General features: G+C 59.5%; 16 protein-coding genes. 8 read left to right on the top strand and 8 right to left on the bottom strand.

The annotated features are described in order from the left end of the window. Positions 1 to 172: 172 nt before the first annotated feature. Complete coding sequence (locus FUT88_RS09800; protein WP_147214806.1) at positions 173 to 1,573, top strand: lipase family protein; 1,401 nt, start codon at positions 173 to 175, stop codon at positions 1,571 to 1,573. 152 nt (positions 1,574 to 1,725) lie between these two features. Here the strand turns inward: FUT88_RS09800 and FUT88_RS09795 are convergent, their stop codons facing one another. Further along, positions 1,726 to 2,883 carry a pyridoxal phosphate-dependent aminotransferase gene (locus tag FUT88_RS09795; RefSeq protein WP_147214805.1) on the bottom strand — a complete coding sequence of 386 codons (1,158 nt, stop codon included), beginning with the start codon at positions 2,881 to 2,883 and terminating at the stop codon, positions 1,726 to 1,728. Between the two features lie 32 nt (positions 2,884 to 2,915). Between FUT88_RS09795 and FUT88_RS09790 the strand changes: the two genes are divergently transcribed. Next, entirely contained in the window at positions 2,916 to 3,572 is a 657-nt protein-coding gene (locus FUT88_RS09790) for a GntR family transcriptional regulator (protein ID WP_147214804.1), read from the top strand. Positions 3,573 to 4,201: 629 nt separating this feature from the next. After that, entirely contained in the window at positions 4,202 to 5,716 is a 1,515-nt protein-coding gene (locus FUT88_RS09785) for a sensor domain-containing diguanylate cyclase (protein WP_147214803.1), read from the top strand. Between the two features lie 411 nt (positions 5,717 to 6,127). Here the strand turns inward: FUT88_RS09785 and FUT88_RS09780 are convergent, their stop codons facing one another. Next, entirely contained in the window at positions 6,128 to 7,801 is a 1,674-nt protein-coding gene (locus tag FUT88_RS09780; RefSeq protein WP_147214802.1) for a GMC family oxidoreductase, read from the bottom strand. A 433-nt stretch (positions 7,802 to 8,234) separates the two neighbouring features. Between FUT88_RS09780 and FUT88_RS09775 the strand changes: the two genes are divergently transcribed. From FUT88_RS09775 to FUT88_RS09765, 3 genes are all read left to right on the top strand, one after another. Beyond that, positions 8,235 to 8,759: a VOC family protein gene (locus FUT88_RS09775; protein WP_147214801.1), complete on the top strand. Its 525-nt coding sequence runs from the start codon at positions 8,235 to 8,237 to the stop codon at positions 8,757 to 8,759. A gap of 67 nt (positions 8,760 to 8,826) precedes the next feature. Beyond that, complete coding sequence (locus FUT88_RS09770; RefSeq protein WP_147214800.1) at positions 8,827 to 9,603, top strand: class II aldolase/adducin family protein; 777 nt, start codon at positions 8,827 to 8,829, stop codon at positions 9,601 to 9,603. Positions 9,604 to 9,630: 27 nt separating this feature from the next. Next, positions 9,631 to 11,175: an acetolactate synthase large subunit gene (locus FUT88_RS09765; protein ID WP_147214861.1), complete on the top strand. Its 1,545-nt coding sequence runs from the start codon at positions 9,631 to 9,633 to the stop codon at positions 11,173 to 11,175. Between the two features lie 304 nt (positions 11,176 to 11,479). Here the strand turns inward: FUT88_RS09765 and FUT88_RS09760 are convergent, their stop codons facing one another. From FUT88_RS09760 to FUT88_RS09750, 3 genes are all read right to left on the bottom strand, one after another. Further along, positions 11,480 to 12,829, bottom strand: a complete 1,350-nt coding sequence (locus tag FUT88_RS09760; RefSeq protein ID WP_325205666.1) for a D-serine ammonia-lyase — start codon at positions 12,827 to 12,829, stop codon at positions 11,480 to 11,482. 69 nt (positions 12,830 to 12,898) lie between these two features. Beyond that, positions 12,899 to 14,269, bottom strand: coding sequence for an MFS transporter (locus FUT88_RS09755; RefSeq protein WP_147214798.1), 1,371 nt, complete (start codon positions 14,267 to 14,269; stop codon positions 12,899 to 12,901). Positions 14,270 to 14,458: 189 nt separating this feature from the next. Further along, positions 14,459 to 15,334, bottom strand: coding sequence for an alpha/beta fold hydrolase (locus FUT88_RS09750; protein WP_147214797.1), 876 nt, complete (start codon positions 15,332 to 15,334; stop codon positions 14,459 to 14,461). Positions 15,335 to 15,485: 151 nt separating this feature from the next. Between FUT88_RS09750 and FUT88_RS09745 the strand changes: the two genes are divergently transcribed. Further along, positions 15,486 to 16,790 carry a protoporphyrinogen/coproporphyrinogen oxidase gene (locus FUT88_RS09745; protein WP_186829269.1) on the top strand — a complete coding sequence of 435 codons (1,305 nt, stop codon included), beginning with the start codon at positions 15,486 to 15,488 and terminating at the stop codon, positions 16,788 to 16,790. 50 nt (positions 16,791 to 16,840) lie between these two features. Beyond that, positions 16,841 to 17,578: a TetR/AcrR family transcriptional regulator gene (locus FUT88_RS09740; RefSeq protein ID WP_222614253.1), complete on the top strand. Its 738-nt coding sequence runs from the start codon at positions 16,841 to 16,843 to the stop codon at positions 17,576 to 17,578. Positions 17,579 to 17,725: 147 nt separating this feature from the next. Here the strand turns inward: FUT88_RS09740 and FUT88_RS09735 are convergent, their stop codons facing one another. From FUT88_RS09735 to FUT88_RS09725, 3 genes are read right to left on the bottom strand one after another with little or no spacing between them, the layout of a single operon-like run. Further along, positions 17,726 to 19,180 carry an aldehyde dehydrogenase family protein gene (locus tag FUT88_RS09735; RefSeq protein WP_260800984.1) on the bottom strand — a complete coding sequence of 485 codons (1,455 nt, stop codon included), beginning with the start codon at positions 19,178 to 19,180 and terminating at the stop codon, positions 17,726 to 17,728. A gap of 28 nt (positions 19,181 to 19,208) precedes the next feature. After that, positions 19,209 to 20,210 (bottom strand): WD40/YVTN/BNR-like repeat-containing protein, encoded by a 1,002-nt coding sequence (locus FUT88_RS09730; RefSeq protein WP_147214794.1) that lies wholly within the window; start codon positions 20,208 to 20,210, stop codon positions 19,209 to 19,211. A gap of 16 nt (positions 20,211 to 20,226) precedes the next feature. Then, positions 20,227 to 22,626: an MMPL family transporter gene (locus tag FUT88_RS09725; protein ID WP_186829268.1), complete on the bottom strand. Its 2,400-nt coding sequence runs from the start codon at positions 22,624 to 22,626 to the stop codon at positions 20,227 to 20,229. Positions 22,627 to 22,629: the final 3 nt, after the last annotated feature.

Genomic DNA, 22,629 nt, shown 5'->3' with positions numbered 1-22,629 from the left:
TCTGCGTGCAGTCTGGTTCGGATCAAGCTGTCACGGGGTTCCTTGTTGGACACTGTCCACCGACAGCCGGGAGCGCGGTGAGCTTCAATTCAGGCAGTAGGCGATCAGGCCATACGAGGCAGGCGTGGCCGAGCTTTGCGGCGTGGTTTAAAACGAAAAGGAGGGTACCGATATGTCACGCGATGCCGATGAAGCAATTGTGTTGTCCCCGCCGACGACGTCAGATAAGGCGGGCGGGAGAATCGACCAGCCACGGCGGTCGTTCATCGTGCAGGCCGGATTGCTCTCGGCCGCCCTGTGGGGAACGTCTGCGGGCGCAGTGGGCACGCGCAGCGCCGCACGCATCGCGCGCAGCGTCATCGACCGCTCCTGTCGCGTCAGCGGTCAGCGGCTCGACGACCTCGTCGCAAAGGCGTATCCGCTGTTCAACAAGCCGGTCATTCTCCCTACGTTCGATGCGAGCCGGGACGGTGCCCGCTTCGACGTGGACCTGCATCGGATCGTTACGCACACCGTGGTGCCGGAAACCGGCGAACGACTGCGCGTGAGTGGCCTGCTGGCGGTGCCGGTGGGCGTCAAGGGCGAGCTGCCCCTGGTGTCGTGGCAGCATGGAACGATCCTGTCATTCGATCAGGTACCGTCGAATTTGACGTTGCTGGCCGACCCGGCTTACGAACTCACAGATGCAGCGGACTCGCTGGAGACGCTCTTCAACGTGCATCGCTTTGCCGCCCGGGGTTATGCCGTGGTGGCAGCCGACTATGTCGGCAAGGGCCCCTTCCGCGATGGCCGCGGGGAGGGTTACGCAGTCAAAGGCGTGAGCACTCGGACCTGCCTTGACATCCTTGCGGCTGGCCAGCAAGCGATGCGCACGCTCGGTCTGCGACCCTCGAAACGCTTCCTGCATGGCTGGTCGCAAGGCGCACTCAATACGCAATGGCTCCATCAGGCGCTGCGCTCGCAATCGTTACCGGTCACGGGCACAGCGGTTGCCAGCCCGTTCAATGACCTCAACGAAGCGTGGAGCTTCTGGGCAGGCGCCCAGACGTTTCCGCTACCCGCGGGCGTCGCCTCATATCCGGCCCTGCCAGGCTGGATATCGCTGTGCATGATCGTTGCCCTGGGCAGCTACGAACTTCAGTACGGCCTTAGCGGGCTGCTGCACGCCGCGGTGCAGCCGCAATACCGCGACATGGCAAAGCAATACTGGCAGGACTACAAGCTGGACACCGCCGCCGCACAGGGAATCCCGACGGGCGCCCAGCTGCTGGTGCCGGGCTTCTTCGATCGCGCTACCGACGAGCGCAACAGCGCCTTCCTGCGGCACCTCGCGGCGAATAGAGCCTCCTACTGGCACTACGATGCACCGATCCGCTTTCACTACGGGCTGGCCGACGAAGCGATCCATCCGGCGATGGTCGGGCGCGCCCTCTCCGCAGGCGGAGCTCTTGCCGGCGGAGTTGCCGTCCCGGGTGGCAGCCATCGCGGCACCTTTCTCGCTGGCCTTTACGGAGGTCCCTCCACCCTCGACGGCGCCCAGAACATCCCGCAATGGTTCGCCTCCCTGGGTTAGGCAGGCGGACTCGGCGCGTCGATGCCGCATTAAGCGGCCACGCGAGTCATGAAGGACCGCACCCGCGGTCCTCGTGAACGCACACACGGAGGCTGTGCTGTGCCATTCACCGAAGGGCCATTGACGCCGAGGGTGGAACAGCAATTCCTGCTTCACGTCCGCCACGCACAGCGTATGCGCTCGCGAATGTCCTGCAAGCGCGAAACAGGTTCATTCGCGAAGACGAAGCGCAGGTAACGCTCTGCCCCGGGGCCCCATCCCCCCATCGGAGTAGCCGCGATTTTGCCGTGATCCAGCAGGAGCCTGGAAGCTTCCGGCGGCTCAATTCCTAGGCTTCGCGTGTCGATCAGCATTGACCAGCCGCCATGAGGACGGATGACCGGCAAGTCGGAAAGCGCATCCATCAGAAAGTTGCGGCGACTTTCCCACTCCGCGACGGCCGCAGCCACGCCGTCATCGGTTGCGGTCAGTGCGGCGGTGGCCCCGGCCATTGCGATGCCCACTTGGCAGACCACGTTGGAAAGGCTGACAAGGCGAACATCGTCCATGATCGATTGCGGACCGACGATCCATCCGACCCGCCATCCGATCATTCGATATTCCTTTGAAACCGCACCGACCGTGATGGTCCGATCTCGCATACCCGGGAAACTGGCTGGGTGAACAACGCTCCGGCCGTCAAACAGGATGCGTTCCATTGCGGCGTCATAGACAAGCCATAAGCCTCGGTCCTCGCAATGTCTTGCGATTGCCTGCCACTCGTCCGGGGACGGGACGTAACCGCTCGGCATCGAGGGCGACATGACCAATAGGGCCTTGGTTCGAGGGCCGATCGCGGCCGTCAGGCTGTCGAGGTCAAGGCGCCAGCCGTCCGGTCCTGGACGCAGCCGGGCAAACTTCGGGACGCCACCGGCCAGATGTACGCGGTTGATCAGGCCAGCGTATGTGGGATCCGTAAGCACGACCTCATCGCCAGGTTCGACGATGGCTAGCAGAACGTTGAGAATTCCGGCGAGGCCACCCGCTGACACGATGCATTCGCTCGCAGCGTCATATTCGACGCCTGCGGAATGTCCGATGCGGGCGGCTGCCGCTTCGCGCAGCGATCGCAGGCCGGTAAACGGCAGATAGCTGTTTGCCGCATCGTCGTCGATCGCCTCGTGCGTACGGGCGAGCGCCGCCGCTGGCGGTCGGAGGTCGGTGTCCAGATTTTCGAGTCTTAGAATGTCTGGGTCGCACAAGGCGTCCGCTGCGTCGCCCACACGGTCCACGCCGATCCCGGGTATTTTTCTCAACCGCGACACCGTCATATCAACCTCCGACATTGTTTTAATATATTAAATTGAAAAAGACGGCAGACTGCAAGCTCTCCTCGACTTCGCTGGCCGATCGCCTGCGCGAACGCATTGCGGACGGAACATGGGCGCCGGGGACGCAACTACGCCAGGAACTGATCGCCAAGGAGTTTGGGACGAGCCATATCCCCGTCCGGGAAGCGTTTGTGCAATTGCAGGCGAGCGGCTTCGTGACGATCGTGCCGAATCGCGGCGCATTCGTTTCGGCGATGACGACGGCCGAGGCCGCAGAACTCACGGAAATGCGGGTTGCGCTCGAACTGCTCGCGCTCAACTCGGCAATTGATTTTTTTGGCCCGAACGATGAGGCCGCGGCACGCGCGATACTTCAGCGCGACGAGAAGGCCAGGGAGATCGAGCACTGGTCCGTGGATAACTGGGCGTTTCACCGGGTGATCTACCAGGCAAGCGGCAAGAGCCATCTGATGGAAACGTTAGAAACGATCTGGCGCAAGACCGATCGCTATCTACGGCTCGTCTGGCAACTGGAACGCTACCAGGACATTTCGTCCGCACAGCATCGCGAAATACTGGATGCAGTGGTTGCGCGCGACCGGCGCGCTGCCAAGCGGCTGACGAAGGCGCATATCGAATCTGCTGGCACGGTAATGCAGGACGCGCTTCGCGAAGCCCGGGCCACCTGAATCACACTCCACAATCAGCGCGAACGCGACGCCATTCACGCGGGCCGCCTCGATTTGTCGGCAATCCAGGCTTCCGTTCTGAAGGTCCCAAACCGACCCAACTTGGACGCTCGCTGTCCATCAAGTTGTCCCCTGCCGGTGACGGCTGAACACAACCACCAGCTGCATCCAGCGCGCACGCTTGCGCGCCGCTATGAGGCAGACCGCTACACCGGCGCGCTCATCGCCCTACCCCGACAGCCATCGCCACGAGCGCGCGCCAACTGATTTTGGGCGCGCGGCGGTGCAGATTTCGGATTTGATTGAGGCCGAGTTTCGGCGGCTGGCCCCTGAGCACTCCACACAAGTACCCCAAGCGCTTACGTTCTTCTTGCCGCTCAATCTTGAAGGGCCGTCAGCACGTCGTTGCCAGCTCCCGAGCGCGCTCGGCGCCGAATCGAAGTGTGCAAGAAGGCACTCGCCACTCGACAACGATCCCCTACCGTGGAGTTGGAGATTAAACCGCAACAGTTGAAAGGCTTAGAAGCAGGCGGCGCCTGATGTAAGACAACAACTTGTTACATATCCGATAGTATAAGAACGGTCCTTCGCGCCCCAGGGGACAGATTGCATTTTCCCCCAGCAGACCCATGCCCCACCGCAAACGCATTCCATATTCCATCATCGGTATCGGTATTGTCGTCGCCTGTGCATTGATGGGCGTTTGCGTGTTGCAGCTTATCCAGAGCCGTGCCGACGCGCTGGACCGTGCCCGCGAAACCTCACGCAACGTTGGTTTGCTGGCAGAGCGCGACATCGAACGCAACATCGAGTTATACGACCTGTCCCTCCAGGCAGCGATCCACAACCTGCAGCTGCCGAACGTCATGTCAGCCCCGCCCGCCGTACGGCGAGCGATTCTGTTCGACCATGCCATGACAGCGGATTATCTGGGCGCGATGCTGATCTTCGACGAGCACGGCAACATCGTTCTAGATTCGTCGAACGACGTGTCCCGGAAGGGCAATTTCGCAGACCGGCGGTACTTCACGATCCACAGGGAAAACCCGAACGTCGGCCTGTACATCAGTGATCCTTATGTGTCTCGCTTGCGAGGCGGCGCGCTGAGCATTGCCCTGTCGCGACGCATTTCCAAGCCGGACGGATCGTTTGGCGGGATTGCCGTCGTTGCGCTGAATCTCGACTATTTTCACAAGCTGTTCGGCGGCATCGATCTTGGCCAGCGTGGCGCCATTTCGCTCATCGGTTCCAATGGCGTGATGGTCATGCGCCAGCCGTACGACCCGAAGATTATCGGGCGCAACATCAGCAAGGCCGCCACATTCCAGAGGTTCCAAACAGCGCGGGAAGGGACGTTTTCAGAGACGGCATCCATCGACGGGGTGCGACGGATTTACTACTTCAAGCACTTCACCAAGCTGCCCCTCATCATCATGGTGGCCGAAGCCGAGGACGAGATTTATGCGGCGTGGCGAGACCGCGCCTTGATCATCGGCGGCCTTGTATTCGCGTTCGGCATCGCGTTCATCGTGCTGACGCTGATGCTCGCTGCGCAGCTGCGCCGCAGAATCCGCGCTGAGTACGAGCTCGAGTTGCTGGCCCGCACCGACGGGCTCACGGGCCTGAGCAATCGCCGTCGATTCGCTGAGCTGCTGGAGAGCGAGTGGCGACGCGCGCGCCGTGCCCGGTCCTCACTGTCTCTGCTCTTCATCGATATCGACCGGTTCAAGTCCTACAACGACACCTACGGACACCAAGCCGGAGATGACGCACTCGCCGCAGTCGCGCGTTGCATTGCCGACAACGTCCGCCGCCCCGGCGATACGGCAGCCCGTTATGGTGGCGAGGAGTTCATTGTGTTGCTTCCCGATACCCCGGAAGCAGGCGCGCGCCAGATCGCCGAGAAAATTCGAACCGCAATCATCCGGCTGTTGATCGAACACGTCGGCAGCGAACTCGGACACGTCACCGTCAGCATCGGCCTGGCTTCCTGGACACCAGACAAAGCGGGAGACACGGAAGCCATCATCAAGGAGGCGGACGAAGCGTTGTATTACGCCAAGGCGACTGGGCGAAACAAGACCGTCTCCTTCCACGACATAGCCGCCGCATCGACGCCTTCGGAACCCGTCGCGGTCACCTAGGGATCAGAGCCGCGCGGCCTATCGAACGGTTGCGTGGCACTGCAGGGTACGCCAGGGCGAGTACGTCGCTGCTTGACCAATCGCGCGTTGAAGGCCGTCTGGGTACGGACTTTTTGTCTCCGCTCACCGGTTAACGGCAGACAAAAAAGGCTGTACCAAAATCGCGTGTAAGGCATTGATTCTGCTGGCCTGCTTCCACCTTGGCGAAAAGAAAAGTCTGTACCAAGCAGACTCGTCGACAGACAAGCAAGAGACACAAAATCTGGCCAACCGCATGGCGCCTAGTTGGCCAGACTTTTTATCGTCGACCACGGGCTCGACGTCTGGACAGCCCGTTTTCCGCTGTGGCTATGCGCCGAGGCAGCTGCACTTCACTGCCGGGGGCATCCCAAGTACGGCCGGCCCGCTCGCCTAGGCGGGGACACGCGCTTCGGCGATCGTTTCCGCAGCTGCCGACAAACCAGCCGCTGTCTCGACGCCTTGCCACATCGCAGCTGCCTTCGCGGCCATCATCATGATCGGCACATTAGGGTTAGCCGGAACGAGAGTCGGCATGACAGACGCATCCACAACACTCAGCCCTTCTAGCCCGCGTACGTTCAAATCTGGATCGACCACTGCATCGTCGTCGCTTCCCATTGGGCAAGTGCTGGCAGGGTGAAACTGTTGGCTCGCATTGGCGCGGATGAATGCGTCAATTTCAGCGTCAGTACTGAGCGCGCCAACCGGCATGACCGGCTCGCCGCGAAACGCGTCCAACTCCGGTGCGTTGACGATTGCCCAGGTTTGCTTGAAACCTTCCCGCAGGGCCTGGATGTCTTGAGGAGCCGACAAGGAGTTGTAGAACACACGAGGCCGATCAGCCGGATCCGCAGATTTGAGCAGGATCTCGCCCCTGCTCCGTTGGCCCACCAGCTGCGTGCGGGTCACGAGGCAATCCTGGTAACGCCGCTTGATGCCCGGAAACCATGTGTCGGCATAGGGCGGCGGCATCTGCAAGTACAGCTGCAGGTCTGGCATCGACAGGTTCTGCTGCGATTTGATGAAGCCGATGATGACGCCCGGAAGCCTCGACGACGGCCCGCTACGTAGCAGCAGCGCTCGCAGCATGTTCACCGCGGCCTTGTCGAACCGGAGGGATTTCTGAAATGGACTGGGCTGTTTCCGTTTCCACATCATCGGGAACGCCAAATGGTCCTGCAGGTTCTTCCCCACCGGCAGATCGATGATTGGACTGATTCCCATCGATTGCAGATGATCCGCTGGTCCCACACCCGACAGCATCAGCAAATGCGGTGTATTGATGGCCCCGAGGCAAAGGACGGTCCGCTGAGAGTAGACCTGCTCTCGCGCGCCGCTCCGCACATATTCGACACCTATGGCGCGTCTTCCTCCGAACAACACCTTGGTCGCCATCGCTCCGGTCAGAACGGTGAGATTGGGGCGCCCCAGAACCGGATGCAGAAAGGCTTTTGCTGAAGACGAGCGTCGGCCCCCTTTGATGGTGTATTGCAGAACCCCGAATCCCTCAGGTTGGTCGCCGTTGTGATCTTGCGAGATGGGATAGCCCAGTGAGCGAATGGCGTCGAACCACGCCGGTGCGATGGGATCGTCGATCGGTGGGGTCAGCGCCCCGAGTTCGCCTGCTCCACCTCGCCATGCATTCTCGCCGCCGTCCCAGGCTTCACACTGCTTGAAGTAGGGCAGGACGTCCTTGTAGCACCAACCCGGCGCACCTTCATCCGCCCACGCATCATAGGTAGCGGGATGTCCACGCGTGTGTGCCATGTAGTTGATCGACGAACCGCCACCGATCACCCTGCCGTGCGGAATATCGTTTCTTCGACCCCCGAGCCCGGGATCTGGCTCTGACACATCCGACCACCGATATAGGTTGTTGGCTGTCATGTGAACGATGCCTACGGGCAATCCGATCATAGGATCGCGATCCCATTCGCCCGCCTCCAAGAGCAATACACGCAGATTTGGATCTGCCGTCAGCCGGTTGGCCAATACGCACCCCGCCGATCCGGCGCCGACGATGACAATGTCGAAAGACTTGTCCATGTGGTCTTTGTGGCCCACTACGAATCCTCCTGCAAACCGCTCACTGGCTCGTGTATTCGAGAGATGGATCGAAGCTGCCACCGCAGACCGGCAGTCGTTGCCTCCCTTTGCATCCCGCGACGTCGCGCAACAGCGCCTCCCCGGTTGACAGGAGTTTGCGCATAAATCCGATCTTAGTCAATTATTTAAGTGAGCTGGGCAACAGATACCTCAACACGTCCACGCACCGTCCGCCGGTTCTGCCAGCGTTGCCTACCGTTAAATTTGCGCATCTTGCGACCTAACTGAAGCGCCATGTCTGATATTTGTACGGTACTACGCAGCGCCTAGGGGCTATCCCGGAGCCCTCCCGAGTCTAGTTGCCTCTTGTGCGAAGTGCTGATATAACTCGACTAACGCCGGCTTTTTGAGGGCGTGCAGCACATTGGAGTACCTCACACAGGAGTCCGCAATGTTGATCGGCAAGTTGGGCCCCGTCATGCAAGTCGCCTATGTAGTCGACGACGTTGATGCGGCCATCGCGCTCTGGAACAAACTCGGCATCGGGCCATTCTTTGTCTCCCGACACATTCAGTACGCGGAGCAGACATATCGAGGCCAGCACACCGAATGCGACATCACGGCCGCGTTTGCGTACTCGGGCGACCTGCAGATCGAGTTGGTCCAACAGCACAACGCGGCACCCTCCACCTTCGCGGATTTTCAAAATCGGTACGGTGCCGGCGTACAGCACGTTGGGTTGTTGTCCAACGACATAGCGGCTGACACCGCCACCCTTGCAGATCTAGGGTTCTCACCGCTGCATCGCACGCTTTCTTCCATTGGCGTTGAAACCGTCTTCTTCGAGCCCCCATTGCTTGGCGGCACAGTCTTGGAATTGATCCAGGCGAGCCCCCTGATCACGGAAGGATTCGCCCAGATGAAAGCGGCAGCCCAAGCATGGGACGGCACGGGTCCCTCTGTCATTGAGCTCTAAGCACACCTCCCCACCCATCGTCATGACGACCGACGGGCCCTTGTGCGACTTTTGGAGAATTTGAACGATGCTAAAAATCGGCGATACCGCGTACCCCTCCTTGAAGGGCAAGGTCTCGGATGACGAATGGAACATTCGGGTACAAACAGCTGCGCTGTTCCGCCTCATTCCTTTCATGGGGTGGGATGACCTTTCCATGCAGTTGGTCTCGGCACGCGTAGGGGACGACTTTCTCGTCGCCCCATCGGGATTGCTGTTCGAAGAAGTCACTGCGTCCAGTCTCGTCAAAATCAATCTGGAAGGCGATGTCGTCTCGGAAAGCCCATTCGGCCCTGTTCAAAACGCGTGGTACCCCATGCGGGCCGTACATGAGGCTAGGCCGGACGCAAACTTCGTGATCCACTCCCACGACGACATCATTGCTGCGGTGGCCTGCAATGCTGAAGGCCTATTGCCGATCTCTCAGTCCGCAGCCTTCGCGATTGCAGACGGCTTGGCCTATCACGACTACGAAGGCGTCGAAACATACGAAGGACGCATACCTTCTTTGCAGCGGTCCCTCGGCGCCAACAATAACGCTGCGATCCTGCGTAACCACGGACTTCTGACGCTGGGGTACGAAGCAAAACATGCCTTCATGCGGCACTACAACATCCGCAAGGCTTGCCGCATTCAGTTGCTGGCGAACAGTGCGAAACATGGGGAATTGATCCGCTTTCCGCAGTCTCTTCTCGATGAGTTCCGCCATGAACTCATGCGTGTTGGTCAAGCTGACGGCACGATGGATCCATGGCCTGGAATGCTGCGTAAGCTCACCAAGCTGGATCCGAGCTTCATGGACTAGAGGCGCCGCAGAATGCAAAAGATTCAGATCAATGGCGCTCAGTCGCTGATTCAGACGCTCGTCAACTGTGATGTCGATGTGTGTTTTGGCAACCCAGGTACGTCGGAGATGCACTTCGTGGCCGCGTTGGATTCTGCGCCGACCATGCGAAGCGTCCTCTGCTTGTTCGAGGGCGTGGCCACCGGTGCAGCCGACGGCTATGGCCGTGTTGCCGGCAAGCCTGCGGCAACCTTGTTGCACCTCGGCCCGGGGCTGGCGAACGGCCTGGCCAATCTGCATAACGCGCGCCGGGCGAACACGCCCATCGTCAATATCGTCGGCGATCATGCGACGTACCATCTTCAGTACGATGCGCTGCTGACGTCGGATATCGTCGGTTTTGCTCGACCGGTGTCCTCCTGGATTCACGAGTCGAAATCGGCGAAGACAGTGGCGGCCGATACCGCCCGCGCCGTGCAGGCTGCACGATCGGCTCCAGGATGCATTTCGACACTGATTCTTCCTGCTGATACCGCGTGGGACGAGGCTGAGCGGCCTGCGGATCCGCTGCCTCACCGCGGGCCTGAACCTGTATCAGCCGCCGCCGTCGAGGCTGCCGCCGCGCTTCTGCGCAATGGCAAGAAGACGGCACTCATTTTGCGCGCGAATGCACTGTATGGGGCAGGTCTTGAAGCCGCAGGACGCGTCCAGGCGGCCAGCGGCGCACGCCTTCTCTGCGATACCTTCGCGCCGCATACGGAACTCGGCGCCGGACGCGTACCAGTCGAACGTATTCCCTATTTCGCGGAGCAGATCGTCAGCTTCCTCGAAGGGACGGAACAGATCATTCTCGTCGGTAGCAAGCCGCCGGTCTCGTTCTTCGCCTACCCGGGAAAATCAAGCTGGTGCACACCCAAGGGATGCCACCTGAGTTACCTGGCACACCCGCATGAAGATGCTTGGGGCGCCCTCGCAGCTTTGGCCGACACATTGGGCGCACCACCGCAGGCAGCGAAGCGCGTACCGCTCCAACTGCCTGATATGCCTAGCGGGAACCTGACACCTTTGGCAATCGCGCAGGTCATGGCGAACCTGACGCCCGAACAAGCGATCTTCGCTGACGAATCAGCGACGAGCGGCCTTGCCCTGCTGAGTACGATGGCCACCGGCCGACCGCACACCCATCTTCCCTTGACTGGCGGCTCCATCGGCGACGGCCTGCCCGTTGCCGTTGGCGCAGCGATCGCAGCGCCGGATCGCAAGGTGGTTTGTCCGCACGGAGATGGCGGCGCCGCCTACACCATGCAAGCGCTATGGACGATGGCTCGTGAGAACCTGGATATCACCGTTGTCATTTATGCCAACCGCTCCTACGGAATTCTGAACATCGAACTGCAGCGCGTCGGCGTACAGGAGACTGGGCAAAAGGCGCTATCGATGCTGGATCTTCACAACCCCGAGATGAACTGGACCAAGATCGCTCAAGGCATGGGAGTGGAGGCGTCCCGGGCGACCACCGCAGAGGCGTTTGCGGACCTCTATCGCTCAGCAATGCAGCAACGAGGTCCTCGGCTTATCGAAGCGATGATCTAAAGGCCGCGGTGACGGGACGCGTTCCTTAGCGAATTTGAGGCCCACCAGAAGATGCGGCCGCTAGCGCGGCGCATCGATCTGTTGCGGTTCCCGCCAATCTTGCTGGCGCTCCGGCACATGCCAGCACCACGTCGTCAGATCCCGGTCATCGGTCTCCTCTGGGGTCTTTCTATGCCGTGTTAGCACGGCATTTTTTTCGCCTCGTAGGCTCCGTGGCGAGATGGGCTTGAACGTGCTAGACGACCTTTGGCCGCAAGACCCCATTTTCTCTCGCGTTACGAAGCCAAGGCCGAATCTACTGGTGTCATTGCGCGCTTGCCGGCACGTGCTGTTTGCTGATCGCGCCGCGCTCAAAGAAGGCTTGGTATTCCTGATCGGGTACGAATAAGCCCCCCGTCGTCCAAATGACGTGGGTGGAGTTCGCTACGTATTGATGGAGACCGTGGCGCTCCAGGTACCCGGCCCCCTCACCTGGTGACGTAAGCCAGCGGGGCCCATCAAAGCCAGCCGCCGCAGACGGCTCGATCCGAAGAGCCTCTGCCACTGCCGCGGTGTGGACATGCTGGAAGAGCCGCTCATCGTCTACAGTGAAAACGCCCCCCAACGCAGTCCGCATGGTAGAGACTGCGCGCGCGGACGCACGTGGAACCGCTAATCCATCCGCCTCGGTCTGGTTGTCCAGACCGATGTCGTACACCGCGGGATTGCTCCCGCTTGGGTCGAGCATCGAAAGAAAAAAGCATGGCGACGCCACGGGTTCGGCAAAGAAGCAATGCACATGCGGTCCAAAAACATGAGCAAGGCCAAACGCGATGCCAGATGGTGCGCCACCAACGCCGCAAGGCAGATACACAAACAACGGATGCCGTTCATCGACGACAACCCCTGAGGCATGCAGTTGACTCTTCAGACCTAACGCAGCTGCGCTGTAACCCAGGAACAGCGACAGGGAATCCTCATCGTCAACAAAGTACGACTTCGCATCGCACTCCGCTTGACGTCGGCCCGCTGCCACCGCAGCCGCATAGTCCCCCTCGTGTTCAACCACCGCGACGTTCCGCTTGCGCAATCGGTCCTTTTTCCATTGTTTGGCGTCAGCAGACATGTGCACCGTTGCCTTGAACCCCAGCGCGGACGCAATCACACCGATGCTCAATCCCAGATTGCCGGTCGAACCAACCGACACCTGATATTGGCCAAGGAATGCTCGCGCTTCGGGATCCAGGAGGCCGGCAAGGTCACCTTCGGAAGCAAAACCATGAGCGACAGCGAGATGCTCTGCTAACTCCAGGACTTCGTGGATGCCGCCTCGCGCCTTGATCGATCCGGCAACAGGTAACCCATGATCTGCCTTCACAAATACATGACCTGCAAAAGGCGGCAAGCCGAGTGCCTCTTGCAGAAAGCTGGCTCGAATCAATGGTGATTCGATGACTCCACCGGTGGCCTCCAGTTCGGGAAACAACTGAAGCAGCACGTGCCTGAAATTTGCAAAGCGGTTTGCGGCTTCAGTGACATCGGCCATGCCGATCATTCGCTCTCCCCATGAGCATACGGGCATCCCGTCATGGGAACGATTCGGGTTCGTCCACAACTGCGGTCTACGCGCCTCCAGCGCAGCGATCGCGTCAGCGGAGGCGAGTGTCAGATGCATCCTGTCCATGGAAAACAAACTCTTAGAGGGAAGGAAAACCAGATGGGAGCGTTCTCGTCCGCAAGAACGCTAAGAAACAGAAGGTTGCTCGCTATGCAGCTCCACGGGAGCAGGCGCGACGATGCGAGAGTCAAAAGCCCTGTAGAACCAGATTACGACCAGAGCTAGAGCATTCACGACCAAGGGAATCACCGAGACGGCTAGACGTATTGACCAGATTGCCGAGTGCGGTTGTTCGACGAAACCCTCTTGTGTCTCCACCAAGCCGGACAGAGCGAACAAGCCTCCGGCAACCAACGCGCCCAATGCAAATCCCAGTTTTTCGCCGGCGACGAACACCCCGCTCAGCACCGCCTCCGACTGCGGCGCGTCACTCCGGCTGTCTCCATGCTTGATGCAGTCCGCCAACATCGAATAGGCAAACACCTGAATTCCGCCTTCACTCATCCCCAAGATGGTTGCAATGGCCAACACAAATGGCACGGGGGTCGTTGGATGGACCATCAGGTACCCAAGGGCTGCGGTGCCAGCGACAACAAGTGCCACCGCGAACGATCCGAATTTGCCGACAAGCTTGCCGAGATACACAAACAGCGGAATCGCCGCGACAGACGCCCCGAAGGTCAGAAAGAAGAGAAGGGACAGGAAATCGGCGTCTCGATGCAGCACGTAAGTGACGAAGTACGCCAAGGTTGCCCCAAGCACTCCGCTCCCAATGACGTGGAGAACATAGGAAAAAAGTAGCAACAATAATGGACGGTTGTTGACCAGGGCACCCCAAATCTCGGCTTTCGTCAGGTGCGGAGCGTCCACATGTCGGGCTGGCTCCTTGGAAGTGAAGAACGTCGTCATCACGCTCACCGCCATGACGCTCCCCATCACGATACCCATCGCCAGATATCCGGACCGACCTCCCCCAAATTTCTCAACGATCAATGGAGCCCCAGCGCCCGCTAGCACGCAGCCCAGCATGGAGTACACGGCGCGATAGGAGTTGAGCGTTGTACCGTCGTGGTAGCCCGTCGCGATCTCGCTGTTCAACGCGCAATAGGGCACCAGGAAGGATGAATAGCAGAACGTGCAGATACTGAAGACCCCCGCCACAAAGCAAGCCGAGGCCAGCGGCGAACTGAACGGCGCTCCCCAGATGAAGGAGAATGCCGGCAGGATCGTCAACCCGGCGAACAGAATGAAGGGACGCCGACGGCCAAGCGACGTTGACGTTCTGTCGGACATGCCGCCCACCACCGGACTCGAAATCAGATCTACGATTTTCGGCAGAACTGCAGCCAGCGTGGCGACACCCACGGAGATGCCCAGGATGTTCGTCATGTAGAACATCAGCAAGATGCTCGGCGTGACGGAGTAGATTCCGCTGGACAGATCTCCGATGGTGTAGATCGGATACCTGACCAGACGCGATGCTTTCGGCTTGTCCATGGTGCACAACGCTATGCCGTGGTTAGGGTGCCGCGGGGTGACCGGCTGTCTCCGCCCGAAGCTGTGTCAAGCGGCTCCATAAGAGCCGACGCTTCTACATCCGTTCCTCTGCCAGAGAGGTATTTCACGGCGGCTGGCCGGCCGAGGCAACAATCGCCTCGAGTCGACGCATCGACCGTAGCAACACTTTCAGCGTTGTGAAGCGCGCTGTAGCAATGCCTCAATTGCTGCCAACGATTCGGGCTCGTCCAGAAGGGGAGGATGCCCGCGGCCTTCGACCGTTGTCAGCACGGTGTCGGCGTGAGCCTCCACCATGCGCTCAGCGCAGTCAGCCGTAAAGAAGTCCGAGGTCGCTCCGCGAAGAAGCGCCACTGGCACGCCGCGCGTCGCGAGAAACTGCGGCCATAGATCTGGCCTTTCGGCCTTCATCCGTTGCGCATCGGCAAGCGAGCGAAGGTCGAAGTCCCGGGCATATCTGCCAGGAGCCACCTCTCGATAGGCTCGCAGCATCAAATCCACCCAGCGCTCTTCGGCAAGATCCGGGTACGTCTTGCTGAAGTGCAGCTTCACGCGATCCACTGCCTCATCAAAGCCGAAGTCCGATGCGTCGACGTTGTCCGCCATTCTTTTGGCAGACTGCTCCACGACTTCGGCGCCGAGGTCGTTCAGAACGATACCTGACACGCGCGTCCCGCTCTCTCCCGCCATATCCATCGCGATGATGCCCCCAAGAGCAACGCCCAATACCGCAACCGGGCCAATGTCGAGATGGTCCAGCAGATCTTTGACGTCCCGCATGACCAGATCGTAGTGATAGTCCTTGGGGTCGCTGTACCGCGTAGAGAAACCCCGCCCGCGGAGATCCGGGGCCACCACACGGACACCCTTGGCCGCGAACGTCTTTCCCAATTCGCAGAAGTCGCGGGAGTTCCGCATGAACCCGTGCAAACACAATAGCGGCACAGAAGACGCGGGGCGCGCCGGGACGAAATCTCTATAGAAAAGCTTCGCTCCCGTAGACGTTACAAACCACGCCTCTTTGCCGTTCTCGACACTTCCGTCCATGGCAGTTCCCCTAGCATGCGTCCCGCCCACCTCGGGCGATCGTTGGTGTCAAACATTGATCCAAAAGCTGACGTTAGTCAAGTTTTATCGTACACTGGGATCCACAAGGGGTCATCGCGCCCCGTTCTCACGACGACGTCATCTCACGTACATGAAAGACACCACCATCGTTATCGGCGCAGGCATCACCGGCCTCACAGCGGCGCACACATTGAAGGAAGCAGGTCGAGATGTTGTCGTCTTGGAGGCGTCAAACCGCCCCGGCGGGCGAATCGTCCGCCTGACAAGAAAAGGGGATGCAGCAGAAGGCGGAGCGCAAGGCATTCATTCCAACTACAGAGAAATGCTCAAGCTGGTGAACTCCTATGGGTTGTCCCAAGACCTGATGCCCCAATCGAACGTCCAAGCCGGTTATTTGGATCGCCGGGGCAATATCCAATTTCCGCAAGGGAACTTGGGGCTTGCCAAGCTGCTGGGCCTGCGGGGAACATTGGATCTCACGTGGTTTACGATCCGGTATCTTGCCATGTCGAAACGATTTTCGTTCTTTGAAACAGAGAAAGACATTCCGGAATACGACAATGTTTCGGCTGCGGACGCGTTTTCTTGGGCCGGCAGCAACTTTAAGGATTTTGTGCTCCGCCCCGCAGCCCATGGAATGGCAAATACAACGGCCGAGCATACGAATCTATATCACACGCTCAATCTCATAAAGATGTTTGGCACATCCAAAGTCATGACGCTGCGCACAGGCAATGTCACACTTGCCGAACGGATGGCCAAACGGGTCAATGTGCAATATGAAACGGCGGTATCAAAGATCCTCACGAATCGAGGCAAGGTCGAAGGCGTCCTTCTTGAAAACGGAACCACACTAAGTGCAAAGCACGTTATCGTCGCATGCTCCATCGATCGGGCTGCCGAGCTCGTCCCCGATGGTATGCAGACAGCAAAAGAGTTTCTGTCTTCATTCCCAAATGCCCCTTTCTCGCTGGTGTACTTTTTCCTTGATCGCCCTCTCCAAACAGAGGCGTTCGTGTACATGGGGCACGCCTACCGGGATACCGTCTTTAACATGGCTTTGAATCACACGGTCAAGACTCCGCACCTGGTGCCAAGTGGCAAGGGGATCATTTCCGCATGGCCTTGCTATCCCGATGCAGCGCGTCTCGCCCAGCAAAGTGAGTCAGACCTGATCATCCAAGCGTTACGCGACGTGGAGGCCTTCTTCCCAGGGATTTCTCAATGGGTTGATGAGGCACGCGTGCAGCGGCATACGTGGGGTGTTGGCCGCTTCGCTCCGGGCCAGCATGCTAAGATTCTCGCGTTCAAGAAGGAGGCTGAATCGTTTGACGGGATTTCATTCGCCGGCAACGATTACGATGGTGTCCACATGGAATCCGGCGTCCGTGGTGGCCTACGTGCAGCAGAACGAGCGCTGAAAGGCAATAAATAAAACGCTGACCCGTCGCTGAGCGCCTTTAATCTACAGAGGATTCACCCAGAGTGTCAGGATCAAAAATCACGCCTCCCGACGATGAACCGGTGCGCCAAAAGGCTTCGCACCGAAAAGGACGCACCGCAGAGGTGCGGCGATCCCCTCGCGTGCCAACTCAAGAGCGAAGCAGGCGCAGATATCAAGCGATTATCGAGGCAACCGAACATTTGCTGCAAACCGCAAATATCGAAGATATTAGTCTCTACGATATTGGAAAGCAGTCCAAGATAGCGCCCGCCTCTGTGCATTACCTGTTCAATACGGTCACCGCAATCCATATTGAGTTAAACAAGATATACAACGAGCGGCTAACTGCCATCGTTCTGGAGCAGAGCAAGCGCCAGGCTGCCAAAAAGAACCCAAGCTGGCAAGATTGGGTTAAAGCTGTGATGGCGGATGCCCGTGATGTGCTCAACAACAATCGAGCCATGAGTGAAATCATGTTGGGGCCAACATTGCATCGCCAAAGTCGGATTAACAACCTGATGCACAATAAAACATTCGGGCAGGCTTCGCTCGAGGTAATGCGGGAAGCCTATGTCATGCCGGAAATCCCAAATCTGGAACGCTACTTCATGTTCTCTACAGAACTCGGGGAGGCGTTGTGGTCGGGCTCTTATTCCGCCCGGGGCGAGATAGACGACGAAACGTTCGCGGAGTCTGTTCGGGCCACGCTCGCGTATCTGAGATGCTTCCTGCCGGAAACCCTGGTTCTAAAAGAGCGTCAAGCAGAAAGCGCAGCGTAGGCCGCAATCTGGAGCCTCGACGAGCAACAACTCTCGGCTCGTAAGCTGACGATTAATCGATTTACATCAGATTTTTCGCTCCCTATCCATTGACTTGAGCCATGCTGGGAAGCGCGGGCGCCCCGGACCGTGCTTCCCTCGCCGCAGTCAGTTGCCGGTTGCACCCATGATCGACTTTGTTTCTAGAAACTCGTCGATCCCAGCCGCACCCCACTCTCGGCCGTTTCCGGATTGTTTGTATCCGCCAAACGGCGCAATGGGATCCACCCCAGCCCCGTTGAGGTGCACCATGCCAGTACGCATCCGCCGCGCCACGCGCTGCGCCTCGTCAACATCCGGACCGTAAACGTAGCCCGATAAGCCGTAGATCGAGTCGTTGGCGATAGCAACCGCCTCTTCCTCATCGCGATATGGAATGACGACGAGGACGGGTCCGAAGATTTCTTCCTGTGCGATACGGAACATGTTGTGCGGGACTGTGAAGACCGTGGGCGCAACGTAGAAGCCTCGGTCAGTGCCTTCCACCGTGCTCAAACCACCGCTCACCAGCGTGGCGCCTTCATCCAGTCCCACTTGAATCATTTCGCGGACCTTAAGAAACTGCCGGCGGTTGGCGATGGGGCCCATGGTCGTGCTCGGGTCCATGGGGTCACCCACCACAATGCGTTTGCACGCCTCCACCGCTATCGCTTGCACTTCTGCAAGGCGGTGCGCAGGTACCAGCATGCGTGAAGGCGCCGTGCATGTCTGACCGGAGTTGCTCATCATGCTGAGCACCCCGTGTGTGACAGCGGTCGGGAAATCGGCTCCATCAAGAAGGATGTTGGCCGACTTCCCACCAAGCTCGAGAGACACACGTTTGACGGTATCTGCTGCGGCCTTGGTCACCTGTGCACCGGCGCTTGTCGAACCGGTCAACGAGACCATATCGACCAGTGGATGCGAGGCAAGTACCTGGCCGAGGCGACCGCCTTCTCCCTGGACCATATTGAAGACGCCGGGAGGAACGCCAGCCTCCTCCAGGATTTCCGCAAACAGCACTGAGGAGTAAGGAGCGTTCTGGCTGGGCTTCAGAACGATGGTGCAACCTGCTACCAAGGCTGGGGCGACTTTGCAGGCGACCTGGTTCATCGGCCAGTTCCACGGCGTGATCATGGCGCACACACCGACCGGCTCTTTGACCACGCGCGTGGACGGCAACTGAACCTCAAAGGCATGCGCCTTCGCGACGGCTGCCGTCGCACGGAAATGCATCATGCCTGCGGGGGCTTGTGCAGGCATCGACAGCGCATGGAGGGGCGCTCCCATTTCCAACGTGATGGCACGCGCCATGTCGTCCATCCGCCGTTCATATATGTCGGCAATGCGCTCCAGGAGCGCGATGCGTTCAGCAAGCGGCGTCTGAGAATAGGCGGGAAATGCATCGTACGCAGCCTGAATCGCGAATACAGCGTCAGCTTCGTCTCCGAAGACAACACTGCCCGATACCTCTTCTGTCGCGGGATTGATCACATCGTGATGGCGGCCGCCACCGCTCGGCGGTACCCAACGGCCGTTGATGAAGGCGCATTGAAGATGCGCTGAGTCTTTTCCAATGGTCACGCGTTGTCTCCTTGCCGAATGCGTCGGCTTAGTTCTGGTTTTGGGGCTTTGCGGCGGGGTCCTGTACGACGCCTCGTTGCGAGAACATCAGCCATTTCCCCGGCCCCGTGGGCAATGCCGCCGTCAGCGGTGCGCCGCCGGCACGGATCGATTCGGTGAAAGTCCGACCACCGTCATGGCTTTGGGCCGCGAAGCCATCGAGGCCGACGACCATCACGTCGCCGTTTCTGGCCGCGATGGATGTGATGGAGCTGGCGGCTTTCAAAGGTATTCGCGTCCAGCTCCGGCCGCCGTCTTCGCTGCGCATCAACGTTCCGCGCTGGCCGCCGACTAGCAGCACGCCGCCGTCCAGCATCGCCCCGCACCACAGAGAGCCGTTGTAGCCGGTGTCGAGGTATTCCCATGTCCTGCCATAGTCGACCGAGTGCAGAACCTGGCCCTTCTCTGCAGTCGCATATATGCCCCCCTTTCCGTCGGGAAAGAGGCCAAGCAAGTTGAAGTCAGACTTGGTGCCCGCTTTGGGATTCACGCGCTGCTCTGTCCAGGTGGCACCGCCGTCCTGCGTCACCAGCACGAGCGACCACAACCCCACTGCAACGCCACGCTGTGGATCGAAGAAATGCACCGCAAAGAGGGGGCGATCCTCCTCGGTGCTCAACCGTTGAATTCGCCATGTTTCACCACCATCGGTGGTGGCAAGGATCACCCCCCAGTGGCCCACGGCCCATCCTGTTCTCGGACCGGCAAAGCTGACGCTCGTCAGAACTGAACTTACCGGCACCTGCTGTGCCTGGTGGAAAGAGGCACCTCCATCATCGGACAGCAACACGACGCCGTTGGCGCCCACGCTGACCAGACGGTCGCCCGCCCACGCCGCACCTAGCACCGGAGACTGTGTCGCGATGGGAGATTTCGCTGCGGGAATCGGAACCAATTTTTCGGATTGGGATGCAGCATTGGCAACCACGGCCAGTACAGGCGCCGCAGCAATGACGAAGGCTCGAAGGATGCGCGAATGAAGGATCTTCATGGTTCGTCTCCCCACATCAATGCGCCAGGAGGCCCGGCGCACGCGCGGGGCCGCGGCGTGGGAATAGCCGTTCCAGCCAAACCGCAAAAGCAGGAAGAACGGTCATCGCCATCACCATATTGACCAGGAACATGAACGCGAGCAGCTTGCCCATGTCGGCTTGGAACTTCAGTGCGGAGAACGACCACGTTGCCACCCCAACAGCCAGCGTCAGTGCCGTAAAGATCGTGGCTGTGCCGACCTCCAGAATCGAGTGCTCCAGCGCCTTGACGATACCCACTCCATTGGCCAGATGGAGTTGCAGGCGGTTATAGATGTAGAACGCGTAGTCGACGCCGATACCCACCGCAAGCACCATCACAGGAAGCGTGCCCACGGTCAGGCCGATCTCAAGCTCTTTCATGAACCAGTAGCCGATAAACGTGCCGATCGTGAGCGGGAGACAACAGGCCAGTACGGCGCGAACGTCCCGATAAGCGAGGAAAACCAGCAGGACGATCGTGGCATACACGTACAGCATCATGGGGAGTTCGCTGTGCTCGATCACTTCGTTCGTTGCCGCCAAGACGCCCGCGTTGCCTGAGGCAAGCCGGATCGTGACGCCGGGGAGTTTCTCCGTGTCGCGGAATGTCTTCACCGCGGCGATCACGCGATTGATCGTGGTGGCTTTGTGATCGGAGAGATAGATATGCACCGCACTCATGCTGCAATCCTTGCGCATGATTCCGGGAAGCCGCCCCACTTCTACGGCCATCGCCGCGTAATTCGCGGGATCAATGGGCGTCGCGGACATCTTCGGATTTCCTTCGTTGTAGCCTTCGTTGTATTGGCGAAGCAGCGACGAAAAGGACGTAATGGACAACACTCCATTTACGGGCTGCATTGCCCAGACGAACCGGTCCTGGTATGTGGCAATCTGGACGTTCTCGCACGAGTTGGACGGCGCCTGAAAGACGACCGTGAGCCAGTCCAGCCCGATGTCGTAGTTGGTGGCGATCGAAACAGCGTCTCGGTTGAATCGGGCGTCTGCACGCAACTCCGGCGCGCCCGCCTGCAACGTACCGACCACGCGATCCCGGCTCTGCCAGGCCGCCGTGGCAAACACGCCGGCCGCGATGACAAGAACGAGTGCTGCATTTCGGGGAACCGCAACGCGTGCCAGGACATGCAGCCAACGTGCCCGTTGTACCGCCCTCGCTTCCATGCTTTTGGCATACGCAGCGTCCACCTGAAGCATCGATGCCGCAAGGGGAAGCATGACCAGGTTCGTGATGATCTTGTACGCAACGCCAAGCGATGCCGTGATGGCCAATTCGCGCACCATCGGAATCGGGACAAGAACCAGCGTGGCGAAGGAAACGAACGCGGTGATGAGCGCAAGCGTTCCGGGCACCAGAAGACCACTGAAACTCGAGCGCGCAGCGCGGTCCACAGACTTGCCGTGAGAGATCTCTCGAACGATGAAGTTGATCTGCTGAACACCATGCGAGACGCCGATGGCGAACACGAGGAAGGGCACCAGCACACCCAACGGATCAAGCCCGTACCCCAGCAAATACAACGTCCCGAATTGCCAGATCAGCGAAAAGAGCGAGCAACTCAGTGGCAATATCGTCAAGCGAATCGATCGACAGTACCAATACACAGCCAAGGCGGTTAGCAACAGCGCCATCAGGCAGAACTGCAGGACGGCGGCAGCGCCCTCAGCGATGTCACCAATCTGTTTGGCGAAGCCGATGATCTGGATCTCGTACTTGTCGTCCTCGAACTTCTTGCGCAGCTCAGACTCCAGCATCCTGTCGAACGACACATAGTCGATACGCTTACCGCTGGCGTTCACCTCGTTCAGGTCGGCGGTCACCATGGCACTCGTCTGGTCTCGCGAGACCAGGCTGCCGACAAAGCCCCCCTGCGCCGTCGACCGAGAGATATTGCCGATGGCTGTCGCATCCAAGCGGTCCGGGGTGACCGTTCCGGGGATGAGTGGGTCTGCCCGGAAGCCTTCCTCCGTGATTTCATTGACGAAGGAATTCGGCGTCCACAAAGACTGGACGCTGCTGCGCGACACATAAGGCAGAAACGTGACGGCCTGCGTGACGTCGTAAAGACGCTTCAAGCCCTCCGTCGTCCAAATGGTTCCCTTCCTGGCTTTTACGACGATCGTCAGGCGGTTTGCGCCCAACAGATCATCTCGGTATTCGTTGAATGTGGCGATATATTCGTGCCCCACGGGAAGCTGCTTCTCGAAGCCAGCATCCATTCGCAGCTTGACCGCAAACCATCCCATCGCAACGGTGAAAGCGATGAGTAATCCAAGCACAAGCCGCCTGTGGCCGAATAGCGCGTGCTCGAGCATGTTTAAGATCCGGACGAGCGCGCTCGAACGCGCCGACTCGGCAACAGGCGACGACTTCATGAT

It is taken from the genome of Ralstonia sp. TCR112 (assembly GCF_007997035.1).
Lineage (GTDB): Bacteria > Pseudomonadota > Gammaproteobacteria > Burkholderiales > Burkholderiaceae > Ralstonia > Ralstonia edaphi.
Note: the sequence above shows the minus strand (reverse complement) of the source record. Positions and strands in the feature narration are given on the sequence as shown.